Origin of the sequence: Janthinobacterium sp. KBS0711 (assembly GCF_000988085.1) — a bacterium.
GTDB lineage: Bacteria > Pseudomonadota > Gammaproteobacteria > Burkholderiales > Burkholderiaceae_D > Janthinobacterium > Janthinobacterium lividum_E.
The window spans coordinates 122,240-144,772 of sequence record NZ_LBCO01000011.1 but is presented as its reverse complement, the minus strand read 5'-3'; the positions used below and the strand labels follow the sequence as shown (position 1 = coordinate 144,772).

The window sequence follows — 22,533 nt, the reverse complement described above, 5'->3', positions numbered from 1 at the left end:
AACCTGCCCGCCAGTTGGGCAGCGATGCCAGGCAGTTGTGCAGGAGTCGCTGCAGAATGCACTGAATACCGCTAGCGCTTGCCGCCCTGTGCGCCCAGCGCCGCCATGGCCGACGCGAACACGATGCAGGCGATGGCCAGCCACTGGGTCAGGCTCAGCATTTCTTTCAGCACCACCATGGCGGCCAGCGCGCTGACGGCCGGTGCCGCGCTGCTGAACATGCCGAACACGCCTTGCGGCAAGCGGCGCAGGGCAAAGATTTCCAGCGAGTATGGCAGGGCGCTGGACAGCATGGCGATGGCCAGGCCCATCAAGGCAATCGATGGCGCCAGCAGCGCCGCGCCCGAATACGCGACGCCGATGGGCACCGTTACCATGGCCGCCACCGTCATGCCCCAGGCCACGGCTTGGCCGCCCTGCAGGGTCGAGGCGCGCTTGCCGAAGATGATGTACAGCGCCCAGCACAGCGCCGCCCCCAGCGCGTACGCCACGCCGACAGGATCCAGGCTGCCCGGACTGCCTTGCAGCGGCAGCAGCAAATACAAGCCGAACACGGCGCACGCCACGGCCAGCAAATCGCGCGGCCGGCGCGACGACAGCATGGCCACGGCCAGCGGCCCCGTTACTTCGATGGCGACCGCAATGCCGATCGGTATCAGTGCAAACGCCCGGTAAATCAGCAAGTTCATCAATCCCAGCACGGAACCGTAGACCAGCAAGTTCAGCACATCCTTGCGCGTGAGGCGGTAGCGCCACGGCCGGAAGATGGCCAGCAGGATGAGCGCTGAAAACCCCACCCGGTACGCCGTAATGCCTTCCACGCCAATGACGGGAAACAGATTCTTCGCAATCGCCGCCCCCAGGTTGACGGAAATCTGCCCTCCCAATACGGCCAGGGAAGGGAGCAAGATGCTGTCGGGGAGGGAAGAGGTCGAGGCGGGGGAGGTCATGGGACGGTATTTTAATACGCCACAGGCCGCCAGTCGCTGGCAGATCAGCAAGCGACGGTAACTTATCCGTCTGCACGGGCATCGAATGCGAAGCGGATACAGTTGAGGCAGTGCAAGTATTTTCTGATAATGCTATTCTGCCTGCACACCCGGAACCGCCGGGTGCCACCCGATTCTTCGTCTCGATGGAGCCGTCCCATGAATTGCAGAAGCATGGCAGTGACAGTCGCTTTGGTGTTCGCCACCGGCATGGCTGGTGCGCAAGCCTTGCCGTCGCAGGCGCAATTGCCGGCCTGGGCGACGCAACAGCTCGATAGCCTGGCCAAACGCGAAGGCATTGAAGTCAGCGCCCGCCTCAATCCCTTCGTCTTGCGCGGCGACTTCGATGGCGACGGCAAGGGCGACCTTGCTGTGCTCGTCAAAAACAAGGACAGCAAAAAAGAGGGTATCGTCTTCCTGTTCAGACAGAAGACGGCGCCTCTGATCGTCGGTGCGGGACATGCCTTGTCCAACGGCGGTGATGATTTTGCCTGGCTGGAAATCTGGCAAGTGGAAGACAAGGGCTCGCTCCAGCACAGTTATCATGAAAAGTCGCTCAAGCTGAAAACGGACGGGATCGTGGTGGCGAAAGAGGGCTCTGCCAGTGCCTTGATCTATATCAAGGGTGGCAAGGCGGTTTGGCAACAGCAGGGCGATTGAGGCGTGCCCGCGCAGGTCTGCTGGCTGACGCCAGCGGTCTGTCGGGCAGCAGATTCATGCGTCAGTCAGGAGTAACAGCGTAATGCATGTATTCAGTATCGGCGACACCAATTTCGAAGTGGATGTCGCGAAATCCCGGGTCAGCCTGGAGGCACGCGCCGATGGGATGCGGGAAATCAATATCAAGGTCGAAGCCGACGACGATGTGTTCATGCGGCTGACGGAAGACGACGATGCGCCCTGGTCGTGGGCGCTGTATCCGCCGTCCTTCTCTTTGCAGGGCTTGCTCGTTGCGGGACCGGATGCCGCGCCCGTGCAGATGCTTGCCATCGATGCCGACAATCCGCAGTGTGAATCCGCGCTCTACATGATGGAATACCGTGATGTCGCGGATCTGCGCCTGGTGGAATTGTCGGCGCAACGCCTGGCCGTCACAGGCAAGGTGGACTTTTTTGGCAAAAGCCTGCCTTTTGCCATCGATATGCCGCTTACAAGATAGCGGCAATTTTTAATATCGCTATCGGACACGGGGCAGCCTTGACTGGCCGCCCCATGCTCATTACTCCAGCTTCAAGGCCTTCGCCACATCCCCCCACGCCACATACTTGAAGTTCTGCGGCCCATCTGGCAGGCGCTTGTAGCCGTCCTGTATCACCAGCATGCCTTGCGCATACGCGCCGCCCAGGTTGGCGGCCGTGACGTCCAGGCCATCCGTTTCCGAGGTGCCGTCAATGCCGGCCGCCAAGTTGAAGCCGACCTTGAAGCGCCCGCGCACCTTGTACGGCGCTTGCGCGTCGAGCACCACGTAGCTGTTGTCGCCCTGGCTGGAGACGACCAGGTAGCCAGAATCAGCCTTGCCGCCCGGTTTGCGGTAGATGGCCATGCCTTCCACGTCGGCCGTCAACTGTGCGCCCACGGGCAAGACCATGGCGAGGGCATCGGGCTTGGCGGCATCGGCCGAGGTGGTCCAGATGCCGCGCGTTTCCTCGCCGAGGAACAATCTGGCGTTGGCGTCGTCCGCCACGCAGCCTTCCGGTTGCGTGGCGACCTTGAAGCTGCGCAAGAGGGTGGCACTGAACTTGTTGCCGCTCAAGCCGATGCTGTATTGCTGGAAGGTGCCATCTTTATCGTTGATGAACGCTTCCACGCCGCCGCTGGCTGGCTGGTACAAGCACATGCCGTAGATGCTTTTCAGGCCCGTCGGGAAACGGCCCGCTTCCACCACGACGCCATCGGCATTGATGGTGAACAGCATCATGCTGTTGTCGTCGCGCTGGGTGGCGACGGCCAAGTCGACCTTGCCGCTACCAAGGCTGATGTTTTGCCGCACGTCGACGTTGTTCAGGCGGCCCACTTCCAGCAACTGGGTCTGCTTGCCCTGCAGGTCGTAGACGAGCAGTCCCTGCTTTTTGTTGGTGCCCAGGATGCGCGCGTCGGCAGGGTTGCTGGACAGCCAGATGGCCGGGTCGTCGGCCGCGTCGCCCTGGCGCGCCATCGGTTCCGTCTGGGCTTGCGGGGCGATGATGGCCACCGCTGGCGATGTTTCCGCCTTGCCATTCCACTTCAATGGCCGCGCTTGCCAACCTTTCTTGCCGCGCAGCATCAAGGAATGTCCATCGAGCGCCAGCTGGCTGTCGCCCTTGCGCACGTTCAAGGCCACGGCTTGCGGCGGCTGGGCCGTCCACTTGCCCGCCTGATGGGCGAGCAGGTGCAGCTTTTCCGCCTTGCCGTCGAGCACGGCCACGCCGCCAGGCAGCACGGCCAGCGCACCGGCGCCGCCGTCCAGCTGGCCATACGGCTTGCGCAGGGCCACTACTTCGCGCTTGCCCATGCCTTCCGAATCGGCCTCATACGCCCACACGCCCATGTTTGACTCGCTCACCAGCAGGCGCTGGGCGCCATCGTCGACTCTGCAATGTTTTGCATGGGGCGGCAAGGCGAGTTTGCGTACCAGGCTGCGCTGTTCACCCTGCATCACCCACTGTTCCGCCTGCCCATCCTTGCCGATCAAGAACAGATGATCGAGCTGCTGGGCGTCGCGGTAGAGGCAGGACGCTTCCACGGAAAACGTGGGGACGGGAAATGGCGTAAGGCGATTGAGCTTGCCGGCCTGCACGTCGACGGACACGGGCAGCGGACGCTGCGTGTCCGCTTCCAGGAAAACGGCCAAGACCTTGCCGCCATCGATGCGCGTGTCGAGCTGCTTGGCGCGCACGGTGATACGGTCCCGTTCCTGGCCGCTGGCGTCGAACAGGCGCAAGCCATGCTTGTCGAGAAGCAGCCAGCCGCCGCCGGGCAGGCGCGCCAGTTCTTCCGCTTCCTGCGTGAAGGAAGGGACAGCCTGGACAGGCGCGGCTTGCGCCGTGCCCGCGAGGCAAAAGGCAGCCAGCAAGGCGCTGCAAAGTACGGTTTTTTTTATGTTCATTGAAATCATCATCAGAAGGCGCTGGCTTTCAGGCTCACTTTGAAAGTGCGGCCGTATTGTTCGTTCTGCACGTTGTATTGCTTCGTGCCTTGATAGACATAGTATTTCTCGTTGTTCAGGTTGGCAGCTTCGAACAGTACCTGGAACTGCTTGTTGATCTGGTAGGACAGCGAGAAATCGAGCTGCTTCTGGCTGGCGACGATATGGTCCTGGCTTGGGTCGAGGATATCGCCGCCCATTTCCAGCAGATACGGCGACTTGTAGTTGAGGGCCAGGCGGGCGCTGACCGGTCCCGTTTCATAGCCCAGCATCAAGTTCATCACCTGGTTTGACTGGCCCGGCAGGCGGATGTCGCGGTTCATCTGCTTGTTGCTGGCTTTGTCGAAACGGCCGATTTGCGCGCTCGAGGTGCTCAGGGTGCCGTTCACGCCGACGAGGAATTTATTGAATGGCGCCGGCAGCATGCGCAGCGGCTGCATGTAGGCCAGTTCGATGCCTTTGACTTTGGCCGCGTCGCCGTTCGCATACGACGTTGCCGTCGTGTAGCCCGTCCATTGACCCGTGCCGGCCAGGTTGGTCGTGTACGTGAAATTCTTGATGTCCTTGTAGAAGCCGTACGCCGACATCACGCCGTCGTTGCCCAAGACCCGCTCGATGCCGAGGTCCAGGTTGTTCGCCTTCAGCGGTTTCAAGTCCGGGTTGCCGATCACGGCTTCCGTATTGCTGGCCAGGCTGATGCCTGGCGCCAGCTGGCTGAAGTTGGCGCGCACGACGGCTTGCGTCCACGCGGCCCGCACACTGGTCTTTTGATCGACGTCATAACGGATTTGCAGGTTCGGCAGCCAGTTGGTGTACGAACGTTCGCGCGTCAATGCCGTGGCGACGCCGGCGCTGTCCACTTGCGAGCCGGCCGCCTCGAAGCTGGTACGTTCGGCGCGCACGCCGCCCAGGATGTGCCAGGCGTCGAAGTCATAGCTGTTTTGCACATACATGGCGTTGATGTCTTCATGCATGCGGTAATCGTTGATGATCGATTCCGTGGCCAGGCGCGCCTTGGCGCGGTCGAGTCCCGCCACGCGGGCGCGTATCAGGGCCGGGTCCAGCGCCACGCCAATGTTGCCCAGGTCGTAGTCGAGGTTATGGCCTTGCACGAAATTGCTCATCGACGTGGAGCCGGCGCCCCAGTAATTGCCGCTGGTGGCCTTGTTGCTGTTATACGCCCATTGATCCGTGTCATTGCTCTTTTCGCGGCGGCTGACTTTGGCGCCGAATTTCAGGGTGGCGATGTCGAACTTGCGCGCCAGGTCGATGCGCGCATGGTGTTCATTGTCCTTCGAGTAGCGCTTTTGCAGGGTGATGGCGTTGAGCGCGTAGCTGGCCGGATCGTACAGCGAAGCGGGGCCGCTCAGTTTCGGCTCCTGCGTATCCGTAAAGCTGATGCCGGCGAAATTGCTGGTGCCGCGGAAACGGCCATCGTTCAGGGATTCCGGCGTGTCTTCCGTGGCGCGGCTCAGGCCGCCTTTCACGTCCAGGGTCCAGTCGCCCGATTTCTGCTGCGTGCCCAGCACGAGCGAGCGCACTTGCTGCGTGTACTTGCGCTGGCGAATGCGGCGCTCGGCGCGCGCGCTGGCCGTCTGGTCTTCGGCCAGGCTGCCGCCTGCGATATTGCTGATGGTCAGGCGGTCGCGCACTTCATTGTCGGAAAACTCGCTGACGAACGAGCGCAAGAACCAGCTGTTGCCCGCTTCGGGACGGTAATCGAGGTTGACGGCCAGGGCGCCGCGCTTGCGCACGGGCAAGTAGTCGCGCAATTCCAGTCCCGACAATTTACCCTTGCTCCAGGCGCCGCCCGTTTCCACGTCGTCCGAGCCGAACGAGCGCTTTTCCGCGCTCAGGCCCGCTGCCACGCCCAGCTTGCCGTCGAGGAAGCGCTGGGCCCACAGGGCGCCGCCGCTGGGGCTGGTCTTGCCCGTCTTTTCATCGTAGCTGGCGCCCACGTTGGCCGACAGCAGCTTGCCCGGCAAGTCGAAGGCGGACAGCGATTTGACTTCGACCGTGGCGCCCAGCGAGTTGGCGTCCATTTCCGGCAACAAGGTCTTCGAGACTTCCAGCGTGCGGATCAGGCCGGCAGGCAGGATGTCGAGCGCCACGGCGCGGCGGCCTGCTTCCGGCGACGGCACGAGCGCGCCGTTGATGGTGACGGCGTTCAAGTCCGGACCCAGGCCGCGCACCGTGATGTAGCGGCCTTCGCCCTGGTCGCGCTGCACGGACACGCCCGGCAAGCGGGCCAGCGCCTCGGCCGCGTTTTTGTCGGGCAAGCCGCCGATATCGTCGCTGCTGATGACGCTGATGATGTTGTCGGCTTTCTCTTGCGCGGCAATGGCGTTGCGCAGGCTGGCGCGCTGACCGCTGACGACCACGGTGGCGGCCGGCTGGCCGTCCGCATCTTGCGCTTGCGCATGGCTTTGACCGCTGAAGCCGGCCATGATGCCGAGGGCCAGGGCCGTCAGGCGCAGCGGGGAGGGGAACGAAGTGTGCATGGTTTTCATGAAGAGCTCGGTTAGGGGAAGGAACCGGGCGGATTCTAGGCAGCAAATATGACGGTTGCGTGACAGGCAAGGGCTTGCCACCCTGAAAACAACGGCCCGTGAACGCTTTCCGGCCGGAAATGAACCCTGGTGAGCTGAAATGACCTGCCACGGCAGGGCGCATGGGCAATGGCTAGCCGGATTTGCATGGGAGGCCATGGTAATGCTGAGCCGTTTGCACCTGCCGCACGGGCGTGGGGCATGTCATCGTGCCGTCATGGGCGGGCGCTATCGTGGCGACAGCACCACTTTTAAAGGTTTTCCCACATGCTGCCATTGCACCGTAACAGCCTGATTGCCGCCGCACTGGCCTTGCCCCTGTTCTTGTTCCTGTACGCCACGTTAGGGCACCCTAAACCGATTGCCATCTGGAAGTGGATGGATATCGTCTGCGAAGGCGGCACGGCCGTCATGGCGGGCATCTGGTTTTTGTTTACCCTCAGCAGCCGCCCGCGCGGGCTGGTGACGAGCCTGATCGCCGGCGGCCTGTGCGCCATCATGCTGGGCTCCTGGGCTGATTGCCTCGATGAATTTTTCGCCGTCGACAAGAGCGCCGTGTGGGATAACTGGCTCGAAGGCTTGATTCCGTTTGGCATGCTGCTGGTGACGATCGGCATGTATTACTGGCGCCAGGAACAGTTTCGCCTGAACGAGCACTTGCAAAAGCGCGAACGCCTGTTCCGCGACCACCGCGCCTTCGACCGCATCACGCAGCTGGCCGACGCCAGCTATTTGCGCACGCAGATGCGCCTGGAACAGGAACGTCGGCCCGGCCTCGATTGCGCGCTCGTCTTGCTCGATATCGACAGCTTTCACTTGATTAACCGCGAATACGGCCACCGCGAAGGCGACCGCGTGCTGCAAGCCGTGGGCCACATGCTGCTCTTGAACTTGCGCAATGACGATTTGCTGTGCCGCTATGCGGGCGACCGCTTCGCCGTGCTGATGCCGGGCGTGTCGCGCGAGGATGCGGCCGTGAAGGCGCGCCACCTGTGCGCCATGGTGGGGCAGATGCGCCACTACGCCAACGACAACCGCGAAATCCGCTTGAGCTTGCGGCATGCGTGCTCGCTCACCGATGGCGTGCCGGAAGTGGTGTTGGCCGAGCTGAGCCGGGCCGTGGAGACGCCACGCTCCGGTGCCGGGATCAGTTCCGCCGCGCCTGCCTGATGCCGCTGAACCAGCAAGGCGACCCCAGCATCGCGGCCCATCACCAGCCGGCGCTGGTGCTCGATTACGCGCGCAGCCGGGAGCTGGCTGTGGCGCCGCTGCTCAAGGGCACGGGCCTCGATGGGGGCGCGCTGCCATCCGCGGAAAGCCAGGTCAGCGCCGCGCAATACCTGCAATTGCTGGCCAACGTGGCGCGCGGCCTGGACAGTGCCGACACGAGTTTCATGCTGGGCCAGCAAATGCTGCCCGGCCATTACGGCGCGGCCAGCCATGCCTTGCTGCAGGCGCAGAATCTGCGCCAGGCCTTGACCATGCTGTGCGACTTTCATACCTTGCTGTGTCCGCTGCTGCAACCGCGCTTGCGCGAAGCGGGCGACATGCACGTGCTGTACTGGGTCGATGCGTTCGGCGCGCCCAGCCAGTTGCCATTTCTGGTGGAAATGCACATGACGGCGCTGGCGGCCATGTGCCGCTGGCTGGCCGGAGAGTCCTTGCCGTGGCGCTTCTGCTTCAACCGCGCGCGGCCCCGCCACGTGGAGCAGCATGAGGTGCACCTGGGCCAGGCTCTGCGTTTCGATTGCCAGGTCGACGCCATGCTCATCGATTCCAGCTGGCTGGATAAACCCTGGCCGCGCGGCAATGCCACGGCGGCCGCGCTGGCCTTGCGCGCAGCGGCACTGGCGCCCGTGCCGGCGGCCAGCCTGCTCGGTGCGCTGTACGACTACCTGCTGGCCAATATCCGTTGCGCACCGACCCTGGAGCGCACGGCGCAGGAATTCGGCGTCAGTCCCGCTACCCTGAAACGCCATCTGGCGCGTCATGGCACGCATTTCCAGGCCGAGCTGGACCAGGTGCGCGCGCACAAGGCGATTTACCTGTTCCAGGCGCATGGCTACGACAACGACGCCGTGGCCGCTTACCTCGGCTTTCATGATGCCACCAACTTCCGCCGTTCGTTCAAGCGCTGGACGGGGCAAACGCCACAGTTGCTGCGTCATGCGCTGGCCTTGTTCGTCGCTGGATGAGAACGCCGATCAAAACCTACTGCGCGTCGTGACTTACGGCCTGCGATGCTCACTGTGCTAGAGCACAGTTGCGCTTCTCGGCCGCAATTCACTTCCGCTCGCTACGGTTTTGATGGGCGTCGCCCATTCCATGTGGGGCGCGCGGGTTTTGTCGGACGTTGCGCGCCAGCGCCACGGGCAGTTGTTCCTGAGGGAACAATTGCCCGTTCTGCTACATCCATAGTACACTCGATCAGAGAGCGAACAGACGCGCTTTGAGGCGCTCCGGCACGGCGTCGCGCGACGCCGCAATACCGCCATTGCGATGGCGGCGCCGGCGGCAAACGACTGGTGTGCCGTGCCTTAACCCAGCCTGGAATCGGGTGTCACCAGTGTGGTGCGCCGGAAACCGGGCAACTTGATAATGCTCAATCGTGTATTCACAATCGCAGATCGATCCAGTCGTCAGTTTCCGCAACACCCAAGGTGAGGCGGTGCGCGGCACGATTTTCAACTTGCAGCGCAATTCGCTCGTCATGGAAATCTACAATCCATACTCGATTGTGCAGGTCAGCGAGGTGCTCAATGACGTGACGGTGCGCATGGGGGCGAAGAACGCCTACGTGGGCAAGGCCGTCGTCATCAGCAGCGTCAACACGGGCCTGACCGCCATCGTTTCCGTGACCCTGATCGACGAGTGGCGCGAGCTGAGCGACGTGGTCGTCGTCAAGGGCGCCGTACTGAAAGAGTCCAGCGCCTTTGTCGCCGGCTGGGGCGAACGCTTCCGCATCCGCCGCGATTACCAGATCGTCGTCAACGAAATGCGCGCCTTCCTGTCGGAAGTGGCGCGCTGGGTCGAGCAGGTCGACTTGTCCGACTCGCTGCCCAAGGAAAACGGCCGGTTGCGCCCCGATATCTTCGACGAGCTGGCCTTGCCGCTGATGGAGCAGACCCAGCTTTACTTGCGCCAGCTCGAGGTGGAAGCCTCGCTCGTCGAGGAAGAGCGGGCGCCGGCCCACCGCGCGTTCGCCCAGGCGGCGCTGCATCCTTTGATCCTGCGCGCACCGTTCGTCTTTCGCACGTTTACCAAGCCGCTCGGCTATGCAGGCGACTACCAGATGGTCAACCAGCTGCTCGACGATCCGCGCCAGGGGCCGAGCACGTATTTTCAGATCGTCAATGCGGCTTTCCTGCAGGCGGCCGTCGCCACGGCGCACCGCAACCGCATCGATATCCTGACGGAATTCCTGTCGCAAAAGGCCGCCGCGGCGCGTGCTGCCGGGCGCGTGTATAAAGTGCTCAACGTGGGCTGCGGTCCCGCCATCGAGGTGCAGCGTTTCCTCGAGACGTGCCCCGACGCGCAGTGGCTGGCCTTCGAGCTGGTCGACTTCAGCAGCGAGACCCTGGACTGGACGCGCGCGCGCCTGACGACCATCATGCAGCGCACGGGACGAGTGGTCGAGATCGATTATGTGCACGATTCCGTGCATAACCTGCTCAAGCGCCGCCATGGCTCGGGCATCACGGGCTTGCCCGGCAGTTTCGACGCCGTGTATTGCGCCGGCCTGTTCGACTACCTGTCCGACAAGGTGTGCGCGCGCCTGCTGATGCACTTTGCCTCGCGCGTGGGGCCGGGTGGACGTTTGCTCGTCACCAATGTGCATGCGAATAACCCGGGCAAGTTCGGCATGGAGCATTTGCTCGAGTGGCATCTGATCTATCGCAATGAAGAGGGCCTGTCGGCCTTGCTGCCCGAGCATGCGACGAATCCGCTGATCTATGTCGACGCGACGGGCGTGAATGTGTTCGCGGAAGTGAGCATTCCTTGATGGATACTCCAGGCCTGCACGCCGGCTACACGGCCGTTTTGCGCGACTTCCGCCTGGAATTCAGCCGCGGCGGGGCGTACACGGGCATCGTGCTGATCCTGCTGGGCATGGGCCTCGATTCAGCCCTGTACCCGGACAAGCAGTCGGCGTTTACCAGCGCGCGCATTGTCGTGTCCGTGCTGATTTTTTGCGTCGTGCTGGCCATGCGCACGCGCTGGGCGCAAGACCGCATCCAGGGGCTGACTTTTGTCTGGCTGATCCTGCCGCAAATCATGATCGCCTGGATGATCGCCGTCACGGAAGGCGCCACCTCGATCTATTACGTGGGCATGACCCTGGCCATTTATTCGTCGGGCATCGTGCTGGCGTTCGGCTTGTGGCAAAACATGGTCTTCGGCGCCATCTCCTGCCTGCTGTACGTGGTCGCCTGCGCCTGGCATGCGGGCGGCTTCGACTTGCCGGGCACCTTTGTCGTCAACTGTCTGTTCCTCATCATGTCGGCCAGCATAAGCGCCGTGTTTACCTATTTCAACGAGCGCGCCCGCTTCATGCTGTTCCAGCTGAAGGCGGAAGTGGCGCAAAAGAACACGCAGCTGGAAGAAACCAACAAAAGCCTGGCCGATATCAAGGGGCAGATGCTGCAGCAAGAGAAAATGGCCGCCATCGGCACCCTGGCCGCCGGCATGCTGCATGAAGTGAACAACCCCGTAAATTTCTGCATGATGGCCATCGAAGTGGCCATCGAAGACCCGGCGGCCCAGCAAAGCGCGCTCGTCAGCGAATGCCTGGCCGACGCCAAGCAGGGCATGCTGCGCGTGCAGCACATCGTGTCCGACTTGAAGACGTTTGCCTACCGCAAGAGCGGCAACCAGCTGGAAACGGGACACTTCCAGTTCCGCAGCGCGCTCGACGCGGCCATCCGCCTGGTGGGCCATGAAACGAAGAATGTCAGCATCAGCCACGACTTGCCGGTCGACACCCTGGTGCGCGGCGACGAGGCGGCCATCGTGGGCGTGCTGATCAACTTGCTGGGCAATGCCGTGCTGTCCATGCGCAAGGGCAACGCGCCGCCGTTCGAGATCCGCATCACGGCCCACTGGGACGACAACCGCCTGCGCATCAGCGTGCGCGACAACGGTCCCGGCATCGCCCCGGAAAACCTGGCGCGCGTGTTCGAGCCGTTCTTCACCACGCGCGAAGTGGGGCAGGGGCTGGGACTGGGCCTGAGCATCAGCTATGGCGTGATCGAGCGCCACGGCGGAACATTGAGCGCCGAAAGCGAGCTGGGCGAATGGGCCAGCATGAATTTCGACTTGCAGCGCTCCGATTGGGAGGGCCGCTAGCATGGACAGCGATAGCCGCGCCAGCGTGCTGTACGTGGACGACGAAGCGCTCGCCTGCAAGTATTTCGAGCGCGCCGTCGGTCCCCGTTACCGCGTATTGACGGCGCAGAGCGTCGATGCGGCGCTCGCTCTGCTGGAAGACGAGGCCGGCCAGATCGACGTGCTCGTCACCGATTACCGCATGCCGGACCGCCTGGGCAGCGAGCTGCTGCAGGAAGTGGCGCAGCGCTATCCGCACATCGTCTGCATGCTGGTGACCGCGTATGCGGACAAGGACGTGCTGCTAGAGCTGATCAATGGCGGCACCTTGTTCCGCCTGCTGGAAAAGCCGCTCGACCTGGCCGCCATGCAAACGGCGCTGCAGCTGGCCGTGCAGACGGGCCGCGAACGGGCCGCGCGCCGCCAGGGCCTGGTGGCGATGGAAGAGTCGCTGGCTTTCCTCGCACATGAATTGAATACGCCGCTGGCGGCCATCGCCAATTTTGCGCGCGGCATTGCGCGGCGCGCGCAGGCGGACGCCGCACCGCAGGCCGAGATCGGCGAAGCGGCCGCTCTGATGCACGACAATGCGCGCTATTGCCTGTCCGTGCTGGCCAGCTTTATCGACACGGTGCGCCTGGCCAGCGCCGGGCCCGGCATGCAGGGCGGACGCCGCGCCGGCAGCGCGCGCCAGTTGCTGGACGCCTTGCTCGACAGCTATCCCTTGAGCACGGCCCAGCGCGCCGCCATCACGGTCGAAGTGGGCGAAGATTTCTCCATTGCCGAGTCGCCCAATTGCGTTGCGCTGATATTATCGTCCGTGCTGGCAAATGCCTTGCGTTCGGCCGGTGAGCAAGCCCATCCTGCAATCGGCATCCGCATCGATGCCGGCCGCATCACGGTGCGCGACAATGGCGCCGGCATCGCCCCCGAGATTGTCGAGCAGCTGTTGATCGACCCCGTCAGTGCCAGCGGCGGCGAAGGCAAGGGCTGGGGCATGGTGTTTTGCCACCGCATGATGCAGTCGTTCGGCGGCAACCTCGATATCGCCACCGAGTTTGGCGCCTCCACCACGGTAACCCTGAATTTTCCAGTACATATAAGGAACGAGCATGATTGACGCCAATCTGCGTTTACCGGCTCAGCGTGAGCCGGCGCAAGGCTTGCCGACGATACTCTATGTCGATGACGAGGCCAACGCCCTCAAATACTTCCAGCGCGCCATCGCGCCGCTGGCCGACGTGCTGACGGCGACCTCGGTCGAGGAGGGCAAGCGCATCCTCGACGAGCAGGCCGACCGCATCGCCGTGCTGGTGTCGGACCAGCGTATGCCTGGCGCTTACGGCAACGAGTTGCTGTCGTACGCCTGGGACCGCCATCCGCACATCGTGCGCATTTTGACCACCGCGTACTCCGAACTCGAGCACACGGTGGAAGCCGTCAACCAGGGGCAGATCCACCGCTACATCCAGAAGCCATGGGATATCGCGGCGCTGCGCATGGAACTCAAACAGGCGCTGGAACTGGCGCGCTTGCGCAACGAACACGCCCAGTTGCTGCGCGAAAAGCTGATGGTGCGCCAGCGGCAAGCCGTCGCCAACCGTATCGGCACCCTGTACGCCTTGTGCGCCAGCCTGGCCGGTCCGGAGCAGCAGCTGCCCGTGGAAGCGTATTTGTCGGCGGCCCTGACGGCCGGCGTCACGCCGCCCGAGCCGAACTGGCTGCTGATGGATTATGCCGACCTGGTCAGTTCGGAAGCCTTCCGCGGCACGGCCTTTGCCGCCGCCGTGCGCCAGCAGCTCGACACGCTCGAGCGCGAGCATCCGGGGCGTGGCGTGGAGCAGGCGATCGACATGCTGCTGCCCGTGTTCGGCGCGGCGCTGCAAAACCAGGGCGGCACGGCGCTGTTCCTCGATGGGCGGCTGCTGACGGAATTCCTGGAAACGCCGACCACGTCGCCCGTCTCGGCCATCCACTCGTTCTGGCTGGCCAGCTTGCTGTGGCTGGCGCGGCGCGGCTGGTCTCTGCAGTTGAGCAAGACGGAACTGGGCTTGCAGGGCAAGGTGGTGCAGGCTGAGCCGGCGCTCACGCCAGACCACCTGGCGGCCTGGATCGAGCAGTTCTGATCAGTCCGGCCCGCAAGGGGCCGGCGCCAAAGAAAACAGGGCCGCGCGGGCCCTGTTTGCATTTGCTGCGAGCGGGCTTAGCGTTCCGCGGCCGCCTTCAGGTTGTTCAAGCCTTTTTCAAAATCCTTGCCGATCATTCTGTCCATGCTGACGAAGACCGTCATGACCTTGCTGACGTAAGGGCTGGGGCCCGTCATGGTCCAGTTCACCTTGGTGCCGTCGCCCTCCGGCGTCATGGTAAAGGTGGTGGTATTGTGGCTTTCGAACGGCTTGAGGAAGTCCAGCTTGATGACGGTGCGTTCGGGCTGGGCCGCTTCCGTGATTTCCATGCGGCCGGCGCCCACCTTGTCATTGCCTTGCCATGCATATTGCGCGCCCAGGCCATTGGCCGGACCCGCAAACGTGCGGCGCATGGCGGGATCGAGCTTTTCCCACGGCGACCAGGCGGCCCAGTAATGGAAGTCCGTGATCAGGGCGGCGATTTTCTCGGGCGGGGCCTTGATGGTGATTTCGCGCTGGACACTGAAAGTATCGGGCTTGGTGGTGGCATAGCCGAGGATGGCGGCGACGACGACAACGATCAGCAGCAGGGTTTTTTTGATCATATGCTCTCCAAATCTTGAATGGTCGATGCGAACGAATCTAGGCAATCTTAGCAGATATGAATGGCTGTGCGCGGCCTGTTGGCCTTTATTTGCGCCAGCTCTGCGCAGGCCCGCCTGCCTGCCCGTTTCCAGGCGCGCACGCCAGGCTGGTGCGGGTTTGTGGTGATGGCCCGCGTCCGCTAGAATGCTGGCCTGCAAAGATTTCACTTAGGGAAATATGATTCAACGATCGATCGCCAGGCTGACCCTGGCGTGCGGCTTGCTGGCTTCCGCCTTTGCCGCGAACCTGGCGCATGCCGATGTCTGTCCCGCCCATTACGTCGATGGCCGCAAGCCGGAAATCACCAACCCCAAGCTGGACGTGGCGACCAAGGAGCTGTGCTACAACGTGTTTGGCGTGATGCATTCGGGTATCACCCGCACGCCGCTGTGGTCGGCCGAGCACTTGACGGCGAACAATCTGGACGCGGCGCAGGATTTGTCGCGCGAAAACTCCTTCCACGCCGAACGCAAGCTGCCCGCCGCCCAGCGCGCGGAATTGGCCGACTATGCGCGCAGCGGCTTCGACCGTGGCCACATGGCGCCCAACGGCGACATGCCGGACCGCCAGAGCCAGCGCGACAGTTTTACCCTGGCCAACATGGTGCCGCAAGACTCACGCAACAACCGCTATGTGTGGGCCGGCATCGAAGGCGCCGTGCGCAAGATGGCCAAGAAAGAGGGCGACCTGTACGTGATCACGGGGCCGGCTTTTATTGGCGGCAACTTGCGCAAGGTGGGCCGGGTGATCGTGCCCAGCCATCTGTACAAGGCCGTGTACAGTCCGCGCCAGCGCGCCGGCGCTGCCTACTTCATTGAAAACGTCGACACCAAGACGTATGAAGTGTTGAGCATTGCACAACTGGAAGACAGGATCGGCATCGATCTGTTACCGTCGCTGACGCGCCAGCAAAAGCTGCGCATGCTGAGTTTGCCCAAGGTGAAGAGCAAGTCCAAAAAATAAGACCGTCAAAAAGGAAATCCCATGTGCGCAAAGAAATTCGTCCCGTATGCCAATGAAAGCGATGTGCTGGAAATCGGCAGCCTGACCATCGAAAACCGGATCGACCGCATCAGCATCAGCGGCGACATCGACCTGACCCTGGACAAGCCGGGCCTGGCCCTGGCCAAACAGCTGCAAAAACTGCTGGCCGACGTAGTGGCGCAGCTGGAAAAGCAGGAACTGCCGGACCAGCTGCCGCCGCCCGAGGTGACCTCCATAGCCAATCCCTTCGAGTAGTGGTCAAAAAAAAACGCCTCCCGGAGGAGGCGTTTGCCTTTGCATGGCGTTAATTAAAACGTGTAGCGCGCATTGAAGGTGAAGTAGCGGCCATAGGCGTTATGCAAGCCTTCGTTGTAGCCGACGGCTGGGTAGTCGGGATCATACGGTGCGGCGCGGTCGAACAGATTCTGGATGTTGATGCCCAGGCTCAGGTTCTTGAAGCCGGTGTACGTATAACCGAGGCCCACCGTGGTCCAGCTGGCGACCTTGCAGTCCGGGAAGGCCGTTTCGTAGCCAGGGATCGTGGTATTGCGATCCGGCGCCGCATCGGTAGGCTTCTTCGTGCCAAAGGAACAGAAAGGCTGGTCGTAGATCTCGGCGCCGTCGCGGCTACGTTTGAGCGATACGCTGCCAACGAAGTTCAGCGAAGCGTTGACGCTATGGTCGCCACGCGTCCAGTTGGTGGTCAGCGAAGCCTTGACCTTCGGCATGTCGGTGCCGGTGGACAATTGCCAGTCGTACAGGTTAGGACGGGTACCCGCGACGTTGTTGACGGTGTCGCCTTCGTGCTGCTCCAGCTTGTAGCTGTACACATACGTGCCGCGCAAGGCGGTGCTGAGCGAACCCCATTCACCGAGCTTGTTACGCAGACGACCTTCGAAATCGACGCCGCGCAGTTCGGTCGAACCCTGGTTGGACCAAGGCGTCTTGACCGACAACAAGGTGCCCGTGCCGGGAATCGGATTGCCGTTTGCGTCCGTGATGAAGTTGGCCGGGTTCTGGTCGCGCAGGACGTTTTCCGGCGAGCGGTCTTCGTTCTTCAGTGCTTCGCTGGCCGTACCGAGCGCCACTTCTTTTTCCTTGCGCACGCGGTACACGTCGACGACCACGTCGATGTTGGAGGTTGGCGAGTAGATCAGGCCCAGCGAGTAGCTTTTCGACGTTTCCGGCTTCAGGTCCGGATTGGCGCCACCGACGCCAGAGATCGACTTGCTGCAGTCGGCCGTCACGCCGCCGGGACGCGGGGTGCTTTCATCTTCCTGGCAGCGTTTCGGATCCCACACGCCTTGCAGGAAGAATTGCGCGCCGCCTGGCGTCACTTGCGACAGTGCGGGAGCGCGGAAACCTTCGGCATACGTGCCGCGGAAGGCCAGCGTATCCGTGGCGGTCCACTTGGCGCCCACTTTCGGCACGAAGTTGGTTTTAATGCCAGGATATTTGTCTACCCGGCCGGCAAAGTCCATCTCGAAGCTCTTGGTGAATGGCGTGCGCAGTTCGACGAAGGCCGACTTGACGTTGCGCTGGCCGTCGATGATGGTATTGGACTGTCCGTAGATTTCGCCGTTGGCAACCTTGCTGTCCGGATCGATGCGGATTTTCTCCTGGCGCAGTTCGAAGCCGATAGCCAGGCCCATGGCCCCGCCGCCCAGCTTGCCGAATTCCGTGCTGGCCTTGCCGTCCAGCTGGACGATTTCCGCTACGCCTTCGCTTTTCGGATCGTAGCCGATGGTCGGATCGGCCGCCAGCTGCGCCAGCGAGGTGCCGGTATTGAGTTTGCGCAAGGTTGGCAGGTACAGGCGGCCATATTGCGTTTCATCGCGTTCCGAGCGGTTCCACAGCAGGCCGGTGTCCCAGCTCCAGCCGAAGTGATCGCCTTGCAGGCCCGTCAGCAGGCGCATGTTCTGGTTGACCGTTTCCGATCCGCCACGCAGGTTTTCAAAGCGGTAGGCAACCGATGCGCGGGCATTCGTCAGCGGGTTGTCCGGATGGCCAATCGGCAGGATGGCCTGGAATGGATCGGCCAGGCCCGTCGCCATGTAATTGGTGACGGAGGTCGTGCCGAGGGAGATCGGCGCGCCCGTGTACGAGCGTGAGGAGCGCGTGTAAGCCGCTTCCGCGTAGCCGGTGACGCTGCTGCTGAGCTTCAAGGTGCCGCGGCTTAACACGCTGGCATCGCGGCCGTCGCCCTGGCTTTCGAGGAATTGATCGAGGTCATAGTTACAGAAGGTGCGGCCAATGAGGATGCTCGTTGGCAGCAGGCCATCCTTGGTGCCGCCCGTAATGCGTTCCGACGGGTCGCAGCCCAGGTTGAAGGTTACGCGCGCAGGCGCAGTCGCTTGCGTCACGCCGAAGTTGCGCGAGCCTGGCGATGATTCGCGGTACACGGTCGCGTATTTCGAGACGGAACTCGAGTAGTTGGAGCGGAAGCGGCCGTTCAAATCCTGATAGGTCGAGTAGGCGACATCCTTGGCGTCGCGGCGGGCAACGCGGTCGCGTTGCGAGAAGTCGGCTGCGACGAAGACGTTGTAGCCATCGACGTCCAGGTCGCCCGTGCCGAAGAAGCCATTTACGTTCTTGCGGCGGAACAAGCCATCGTCGTTGGCGCCCGCGTTGCCGGCGATTTGCGCACCGCGATAGTTCGATTTGGTGATGAAGTTGATGACCCCGCCGATGGCGTCCGAGCCGTAGACGGCCGATGCGCCGTCTTTCAGGATTTCGACGCGGTCCAGGGCGGACAGCGGGATGCTGTTCAAGTCATACAGGGTGGAGTTGCCGTTGTTCGGGTCGGCGTAGGCCGAAGGCGTCATGCGCCGTCCGTTCAGCAGGATCAGGGTGGAGCTTGAGCCCAGTCCACGCAGCGAAGCCGTGGCGACGCCCTTGGCAAAACCGCTGCCGCTGGCCTGGTCCTGGTTGGTGTCGGAGCCCATGGATGGCACCAGTTTCATCAGTTCGGCAACGGTCGATACGCCGCTGTCCTTGATATCCTTGGCGGTAATCACGTCGACAGGAGAGGTGCCTTCCTTGTCGGCCCGCTTCAAGTTCGAACCTGTAATGAGAATTTTTTGCAGCGCCGGCTCCTGTGGTGCCAGTTGCGCGTAGACCAGCTGCGAGGAAGACAAGGTCAGGGCGACTGCGATCACGCTTTGTTTCAAGACTATTTTTTTAAGCAAAATATTCTCCATCGAATTTCAACTGCTGAACACATGGCCGACCATCGTTGTGCGATGTGCGGCTTTCCCGGTCTAGTGGATCGCTTCAGCGATTTTTGTTGCAGAACCGTATAAACAGTTTTGCCTAGACCTTTATAAAAACATCTTCGGAAAAGTTGCGCCATGCTTTTTTTTAATATTGTCACGTTGACACAACAGTTTATCCAGAATATTTTTATGCTTACATATTCGGTAAAAAATTGATGGCAGGAAAAAGATTCTATGCTAAGAAATGTTTGAAAATTAGTAAATAAGCAATGAAAAAAATACACCGTAAATATGGTAAGATATTGTTTTGTAAGGAATAATTTATAATTATTCTCGTTTTAAATGGCATTTTTATATTCTGCGGAAGTCCACTTAAGTTGCAAACTTTTACATTTGTAATATGTTGTGGATGCACCGTTCTGGTGCGGCGAAAGCGCCTCTATGGAGTCTCCGGTAAGGCGAGATAATATCGGCAGATAATCGCCAATGGATGCTGCGCTGCGCCATTTTCGTGCATAAAAAAAGCCGCCAGCTTTATGCTGGCGGCCTTGATTGCATTTAATTGGTGCGTTATTTTTTCTGCTGCGCTTACCTGGCGAATGCCTGCGCCGCCGGCGTCACCGTCACTGCTGCCGGTTCGATGCCCAGCTTCATCGCGCCGATGACCTTGTCTTCATCGAGCAGGGCCTGCGGCTTGTTGCCGTCGTACTTGATGGGAGAAAACGCGTCGCTGACGAGCTTTTCCTTCAAGCCGGCCGCATCCTTGGCGACGATCACCACGAACAGGTTCTTGGCCGACAGGTGCTGCTTGATGGCGCGGTTGACGTCTTGTACCGTCAGTTTCGACAAGCCATCACGCATCAGCTTGGTGAACTCGGGCGTGCCATACCATTGCGAGTCGAGCGCGTAGCCCAGTTGCTGGTCCTGCGTCGACGTCATGACGAAGACGTTCTTCATCAGATAGTCGCGCGTGGTGGCGAAGTCGTCCTGCGTCAGGCCGTTGTCGACGAGCTTGCCCAATTCCGTCAGGGCCACACGCAGCGCGAAGTGGGCGTTGTCCGGCGCCACGGGGCGGATCCAGATTTCGAACAGCTGCGCCTTGCGGCCCAGGTTCGGGTTCGGGAAGAATTGGTACATGCCGCGCGGGAAGGCTTCGATGTACGCATAATCGCCATAGTTCATGCCGCGGATTTCACGGATGCGCTGGTACAGGTAGGAATTCGAGGCGCGGTGTTCGCCCAGCCATGTTTTCGCCAGCCACAGGGCGGGGAAGTCCGGGTGCGTGCGCGTCACCTCCAAAGGCAGGCCGAAGGAAATGGCCGTGGCGCGCGTGTTTTTCTCGATGATTTCCACTTGCAGGCCATTCGCCTTGCGGCCTGCGGGTTTCACGGTGGCTGGCAAGCCTGGGCCTACCGGCAAGCTTGCCAGCGCCTGCGTCAGGGAAGCCGTCATGGCGTCCGATACATCGCCGGAAATGCCCACCTTGACGGCGCCTTGCGCGTACGCGCTCTTCCAGAACTGTTTCACGTCGTCGAGGGTGATGGCGTCGATGCCGGCGACCGTGCCCAGCACGGGGTGGCCGTACGGCGTACCCGCATACACATTCGTTTGCAGGCGTTCCTTGGCGAATTCCTCTTCGTTATTGTCCTTCAGGTCCTGCAGCAGCGCGTTCTTTTGCGCGTCCTTCAGGCGGCGGAAGTCGTCTTCGCGGAAACCGGGCGACAGCAGCAGCGGCAGGGCAATGGCGTTGAACTGGGTCCAGTTATCCTTGTGGATGGAGCCCGTAAACGTCGTCATTTCCTTGTCCGTCTGCTGGGAAAAACTGCCGGCCAGCGGGAACAGGGCCTGGTTGACTTCGTCGATCTTGCGCTCGGACGAGCCGCCCGACGCCACCATCGCGGCCGTCAGCGCGGCCAGGCCTTCCTTGCCTTGCGGGTCTTGCGCGGAACCTGCCATAAACAGCAGCTTGTAGCGGATTTGCGGCAGCGCGGACTTTTGCACCAGCACGTCGAACTTCGCGTTCGAGGCGGCCGGCAGCAGGCTGGCCAGTTTTGGCGTGGTGGCGATGGCGGCCGCCATCGGCTGGTGCGACAGGGTCGTCACCACCAGGCCCTCGTCCGTCAGGTATTTGCGCGCGGCCGCCTGCAGGTCGGCCGGCGTGAGCGTGTCGATCAGGCGGTAGTACTGGTTGATGGTGGCGTAGGAACGGTCGAAATGCACGAAGGACGCCAGGGTGCCGGCGATCTGCTCCGTGTTGTCGAGCGAGCGGATCAGGCCGTATTTTTCAGCCGACTTGGCGTCCGCCAGGTCTTTTTCGCTCACTGGCGTGTCGCGCAGCTGCGCCACGGTAGCCAGGATGGCATCGCGCACGTAGACGGCGTCATCGATGTTTTTCACGCGCGCACCCAGCACGGCCAGGGTCGGGTCGACCCGCTCCGGCGTCATGTCGAACAATTGATCGACCTTTTGCTCGTTCTGCACCAGGCGTTTATACAGCGGCGAGGTACGGCCGAACGACAGCGACAGCAACGTTGCCAGCGCGGCCTGGTCCTTGTCCTTCACGGAAAACGCCGGCGCGTGGAAGCCGACGGCCACCCAGGGCAGGGTCGGCGTGGGCCAGGCCACGTGCTTGTAGACGGGGCCGCGCGGGGCCGGTTCCACGGGCACGGCCGCCTGCTGCTTGCCGCGCTGCCAGCCGCTCCAGTATTTTTCCACCAGCGCGATGGCTTGCTGCGGTTCCACGTCGCCGGCGATGATGATGGTGGTGCGCTCGGGACGGTACCAGCGGTCGAAGAAGATCTTCGAATACGCGTACTGGTTCGGCATGTCTTCGATGTCCTGGATGAAACCCATCGTCGTGTGCTTGTAGGTATGCGTCGTGTAGGCGCTGTCGCGCATCACTTCGAACAGTTTCGAGACGGGATTGGCGCTGTTCTTGTTGTACTCGCCCAGCACGGCCCGCGACTCCGTCTTGAACGCGTCATCCGCATAGTCGAGGTGCTGGAAGCGGTCCGCTTCCACCTTCAGCACGGTTTCCAGGTCCTGCTTGGCAAACGTCGTGTGGTAATTGGTCAGGTCGTCGCTCGTATACGCGTTCTGGCGCGCGCCGGCGCGGGTGATGACTTCCTGGTATTTTTCGGGCGGGTACGCCTTGGTGCCGCGGAACATCATGTGCTCGAAGAAATGGGCGAAGCCGGACTTGCCCGGCTCGACTTCATTGCGCGAACCCGTCTGCACGGGAATCTGCAAGGAGACGAGGTTCGGGAAACCGGTCGGCACGATGATGATCTTCAAGCCATTGGGCAGGGTCTTTTCCGTTGCCTTGAATGGCAGCAGATCGGCCTTGCTGGCGGCGGCGCTGTGGGTAGCAGCCGGTTTGACGGGCGCGGCGCCCAGGTTCGACGAGGCCATGGCCGACAGGGCCAGGGCGAAAGCGGGTAATAAAACGGGCATGATTCTTGACACGGGGGGGCTCCTTCTTTTTTTGGGCATGTGGAAAGTGCAACGCCGCAGCATAGAAGATTCGTGCCGCCCTGCATAGGGGCAAGGCGTTTTGGCAGGAAGGGGCGGCCCCGT

The 22,533-nt window shown here is 62.0% G+C and carries 16 protein-coding genes; 10 read left to right on the top strand and 6 right to left on the bottom strand.

All coding sequences use genetic code 11. The features are described 5' to 3' along the window. Nucleotides 1–71 precede the first annotated feature (71 nt). The gene (locus VM94_RS07015; protein WP_046682817.1) at nt 72–950 is read right to left on the bottom strand and encodes an EamA family transporter; all 879 of its coding nucleotides are present in this window, start codon (nt 948–950) and stop codon (nt 72–74) included. Between the two features lie 213 nt (nt 951–1,163). Between VM94_RS07015 and VM94_RS07010 the strand changes: the two genes are divergently transcribed. Continuing rightward, nucleotides 1,164–1,649, top strand: coding sequence for a hypothetical protein (locus tag VM94_RS07010; protein WP_046682816.1), 486 nt, complete (start codon nt 1,164–1,166; stop codon nt 1,647–1,649). Between the two features lie 82 nt (nt 1,650–1,731). After that, a complete protein-coding gene (locus tag VM94_RS07005; RefSeq protein WP_046682815.1) occupies nt 1,732–2,148 on the top strand; it encodes a hypothetical protein in 417 nt (138 codons plus the stop codon). A 60-nt stretch (nt 2,149–2,208) separates the two neighbouring features. On the opposite strand, the gene VM94_RS07000 is transcribed toward VM94_RS07005, so the two are convergent. Together VM94_RS07000 and VM94_RS06995 are read right to left on the bottom strand one after the other, a co-directional pair. Further along, nucleotides 2,209–4,074 (bottom strand): phytase, encoded by a 1,866-nt coding sequence (locus VM94_RS07000; RefSeq protein ID WP_052755657.1) that lies wholly within the window; start codon nt 4,072–4,074, stop codon nt 2,209–2,211. 11 nt (nt 4,075–4,085) lie between these two features. Then, entirely contained in the window at nt 4,086–6,623 is a 2,538-nt protein-coding gene (locus VM94_RS06995; protein ID WP_046682814.1) for a TonB-dependent receptor, read from the bottom strand. Between the two features lie 306 nt (nt 6,624–6,929). On the opposite strand from VM94_RS06995, the gene VM94_RS06990 reads away from it, so the two are divergent. The 6 genes from VM94_RS06990 (at nt 6,930) to VM94_RS06965 (ending at nt 14,113) form a co-directional block, all read left to right on the top strand. Further along, complete coding sequence (locus tag VM94_RS06990; RefSeq protein WP_046682813.1) at nt 6,930–7,832, top strand: GGDEF domain-containing protein; 903 nt, start codon at nt 6,930–6,932, stop codon at nt 7,830–7,832. Then, the gene (locus tag VM94_RS06985) at nt 7,832–8,857 is read left to right on the top strand and encodes an AraC family transcriptional regulator (RefSeq protein ID WP_046682812.1); all 1,026 of its coding nucleotides are present in this window, start codon (nt 7,832–7,834) and stop codon (nt 8,855–8,857) included. The genes VM94_RS06990 and VM94_RS06985 overlap by 1 nt, the downstream gene beginning before the upstream one ends. Before the next feature lie 413 nt (nt 8,858–9,270). Next, the gene (locus tag VM94_RS06980) at nt 9,271–10,665 is read left to right on the top strand and encodes a class I SAM-dependent methyltransferase (protein WP_046682811.1); all 1,395 of its coding nucleotides are present in this window, start codon (nt 9,271–9,273) and stop codon (nt 10,663–10,665) included. Continuing rightward, entirely contained in the window at nt 10,665–12,008 is a 1,344-nt protein-coding gene (locus tag VM94_RS06975) for a sensor histidine kinase (RefSeq protein ID WP_046682810.1), read from the top strand. Before VM94_RS06980 ends, VM94_RS06975 begins: the two co-directional genes overlap by 1 nt. Before the next feature lies 1 nt (nt 12,009). Beyond that, nucleotides 12,010–13,107 (top strand): hybrid sensor histidine kinase/response regulator, encoded by a 1,098-nt coding sequence (locus VM94_RS06970; protein WP_046682809.1) that lies wholly within the window; start codon nt 12,010–12,012, stop codon nt 13,105–13,107. After that, a complete protein-coding gene (locus VM94_RS06965) occupies nt 13,100–14,113 on the top strand; it encodes a response regulator (protein ID WP_046682808.1) in 1,014 nt (337 codons plus the stop codon). Before VM94_RS06970 ends, VM94_RS06965 begins: the two co-directional genes overlap by 8 nt. Before the next feature lie 77 nt (nt 14,114–14,190). On the opposite strand, the gene VM94_RS06960 is transcribed toward VM94_RS06965, so the two are convergent. Then, nucleotides 14,191–14,718: an SRPBCC family protein gene (locus tag VM94_RS06960; RefSeq protein ID WP_046682807.1), complete on the bottom strand. Its 528-nt coding sequence runs from the start codon at nt 14,716–14,718 to the stop codon at nt 14,191–14,193. Between the two features lie 217 nt (nt 14,719–14,935). On the opposite strand from VM94_RS06960, the gene VM94_RS06955 reads away from it, so the two are divergent. Next, the gene (locus VM94_RS06955) at nt 14,936–15,721 is read left to right on the top strand and encodes a DNA/RNA non-specific endonuclease (RefSeq protein WP_046682806.1); all 786 of its coding nucleotides are present in this window, start codon (nt 14,936–14,938) and stop codon (nt 15,719–15,721) included. A gap of 21 nt (nt 15,722–15,742) precedes the next feature. Beyond that, nucleotides 15,743–15,997: a hypothetical protein gene (locus VM94_RS06950; protein WP_046682805.1), complete on the top strand. Its 255-nt coding sequence runs from the start codon at nt 15,743–15,745 to the stop codon at nt 15,995–15,997. A gap of 53 nt (nt 15,998–16,050) precedes the next feature. Here VM94_RS06950 and VM94_RS06945 read toward each other — a convergent pair whose 3' ends face one another. Continuing rightward, nucleotides 16,051–18,900: a TonB-dependent receptor gene (locus VM94_RS06945; RefSeq protein WP_160309277.1), complete on the bottom strand. Its 2,850-nt coding sequence runs from the start codon at nt 18,898–18,900 to the stop codon at nt 16,051–16,053. Between the two features lie 645 nt (nt 18,901–19,545). Continuing rightward, the gene (locus tag VM94_RS06940) at nt 19,546–22,410 is read right to left on the bottom strand and encodes a M16 family metallopeptidase (protein ID WP_046682803.1); all 2,865 of its coding nucleotides are present in this window, start codon (nt 22,408–22,410) and stop codon (nt 19,546–19,548) included. Between the last annotated feature and the right edge of the window lie 123 nt (nt 22,411–22,533).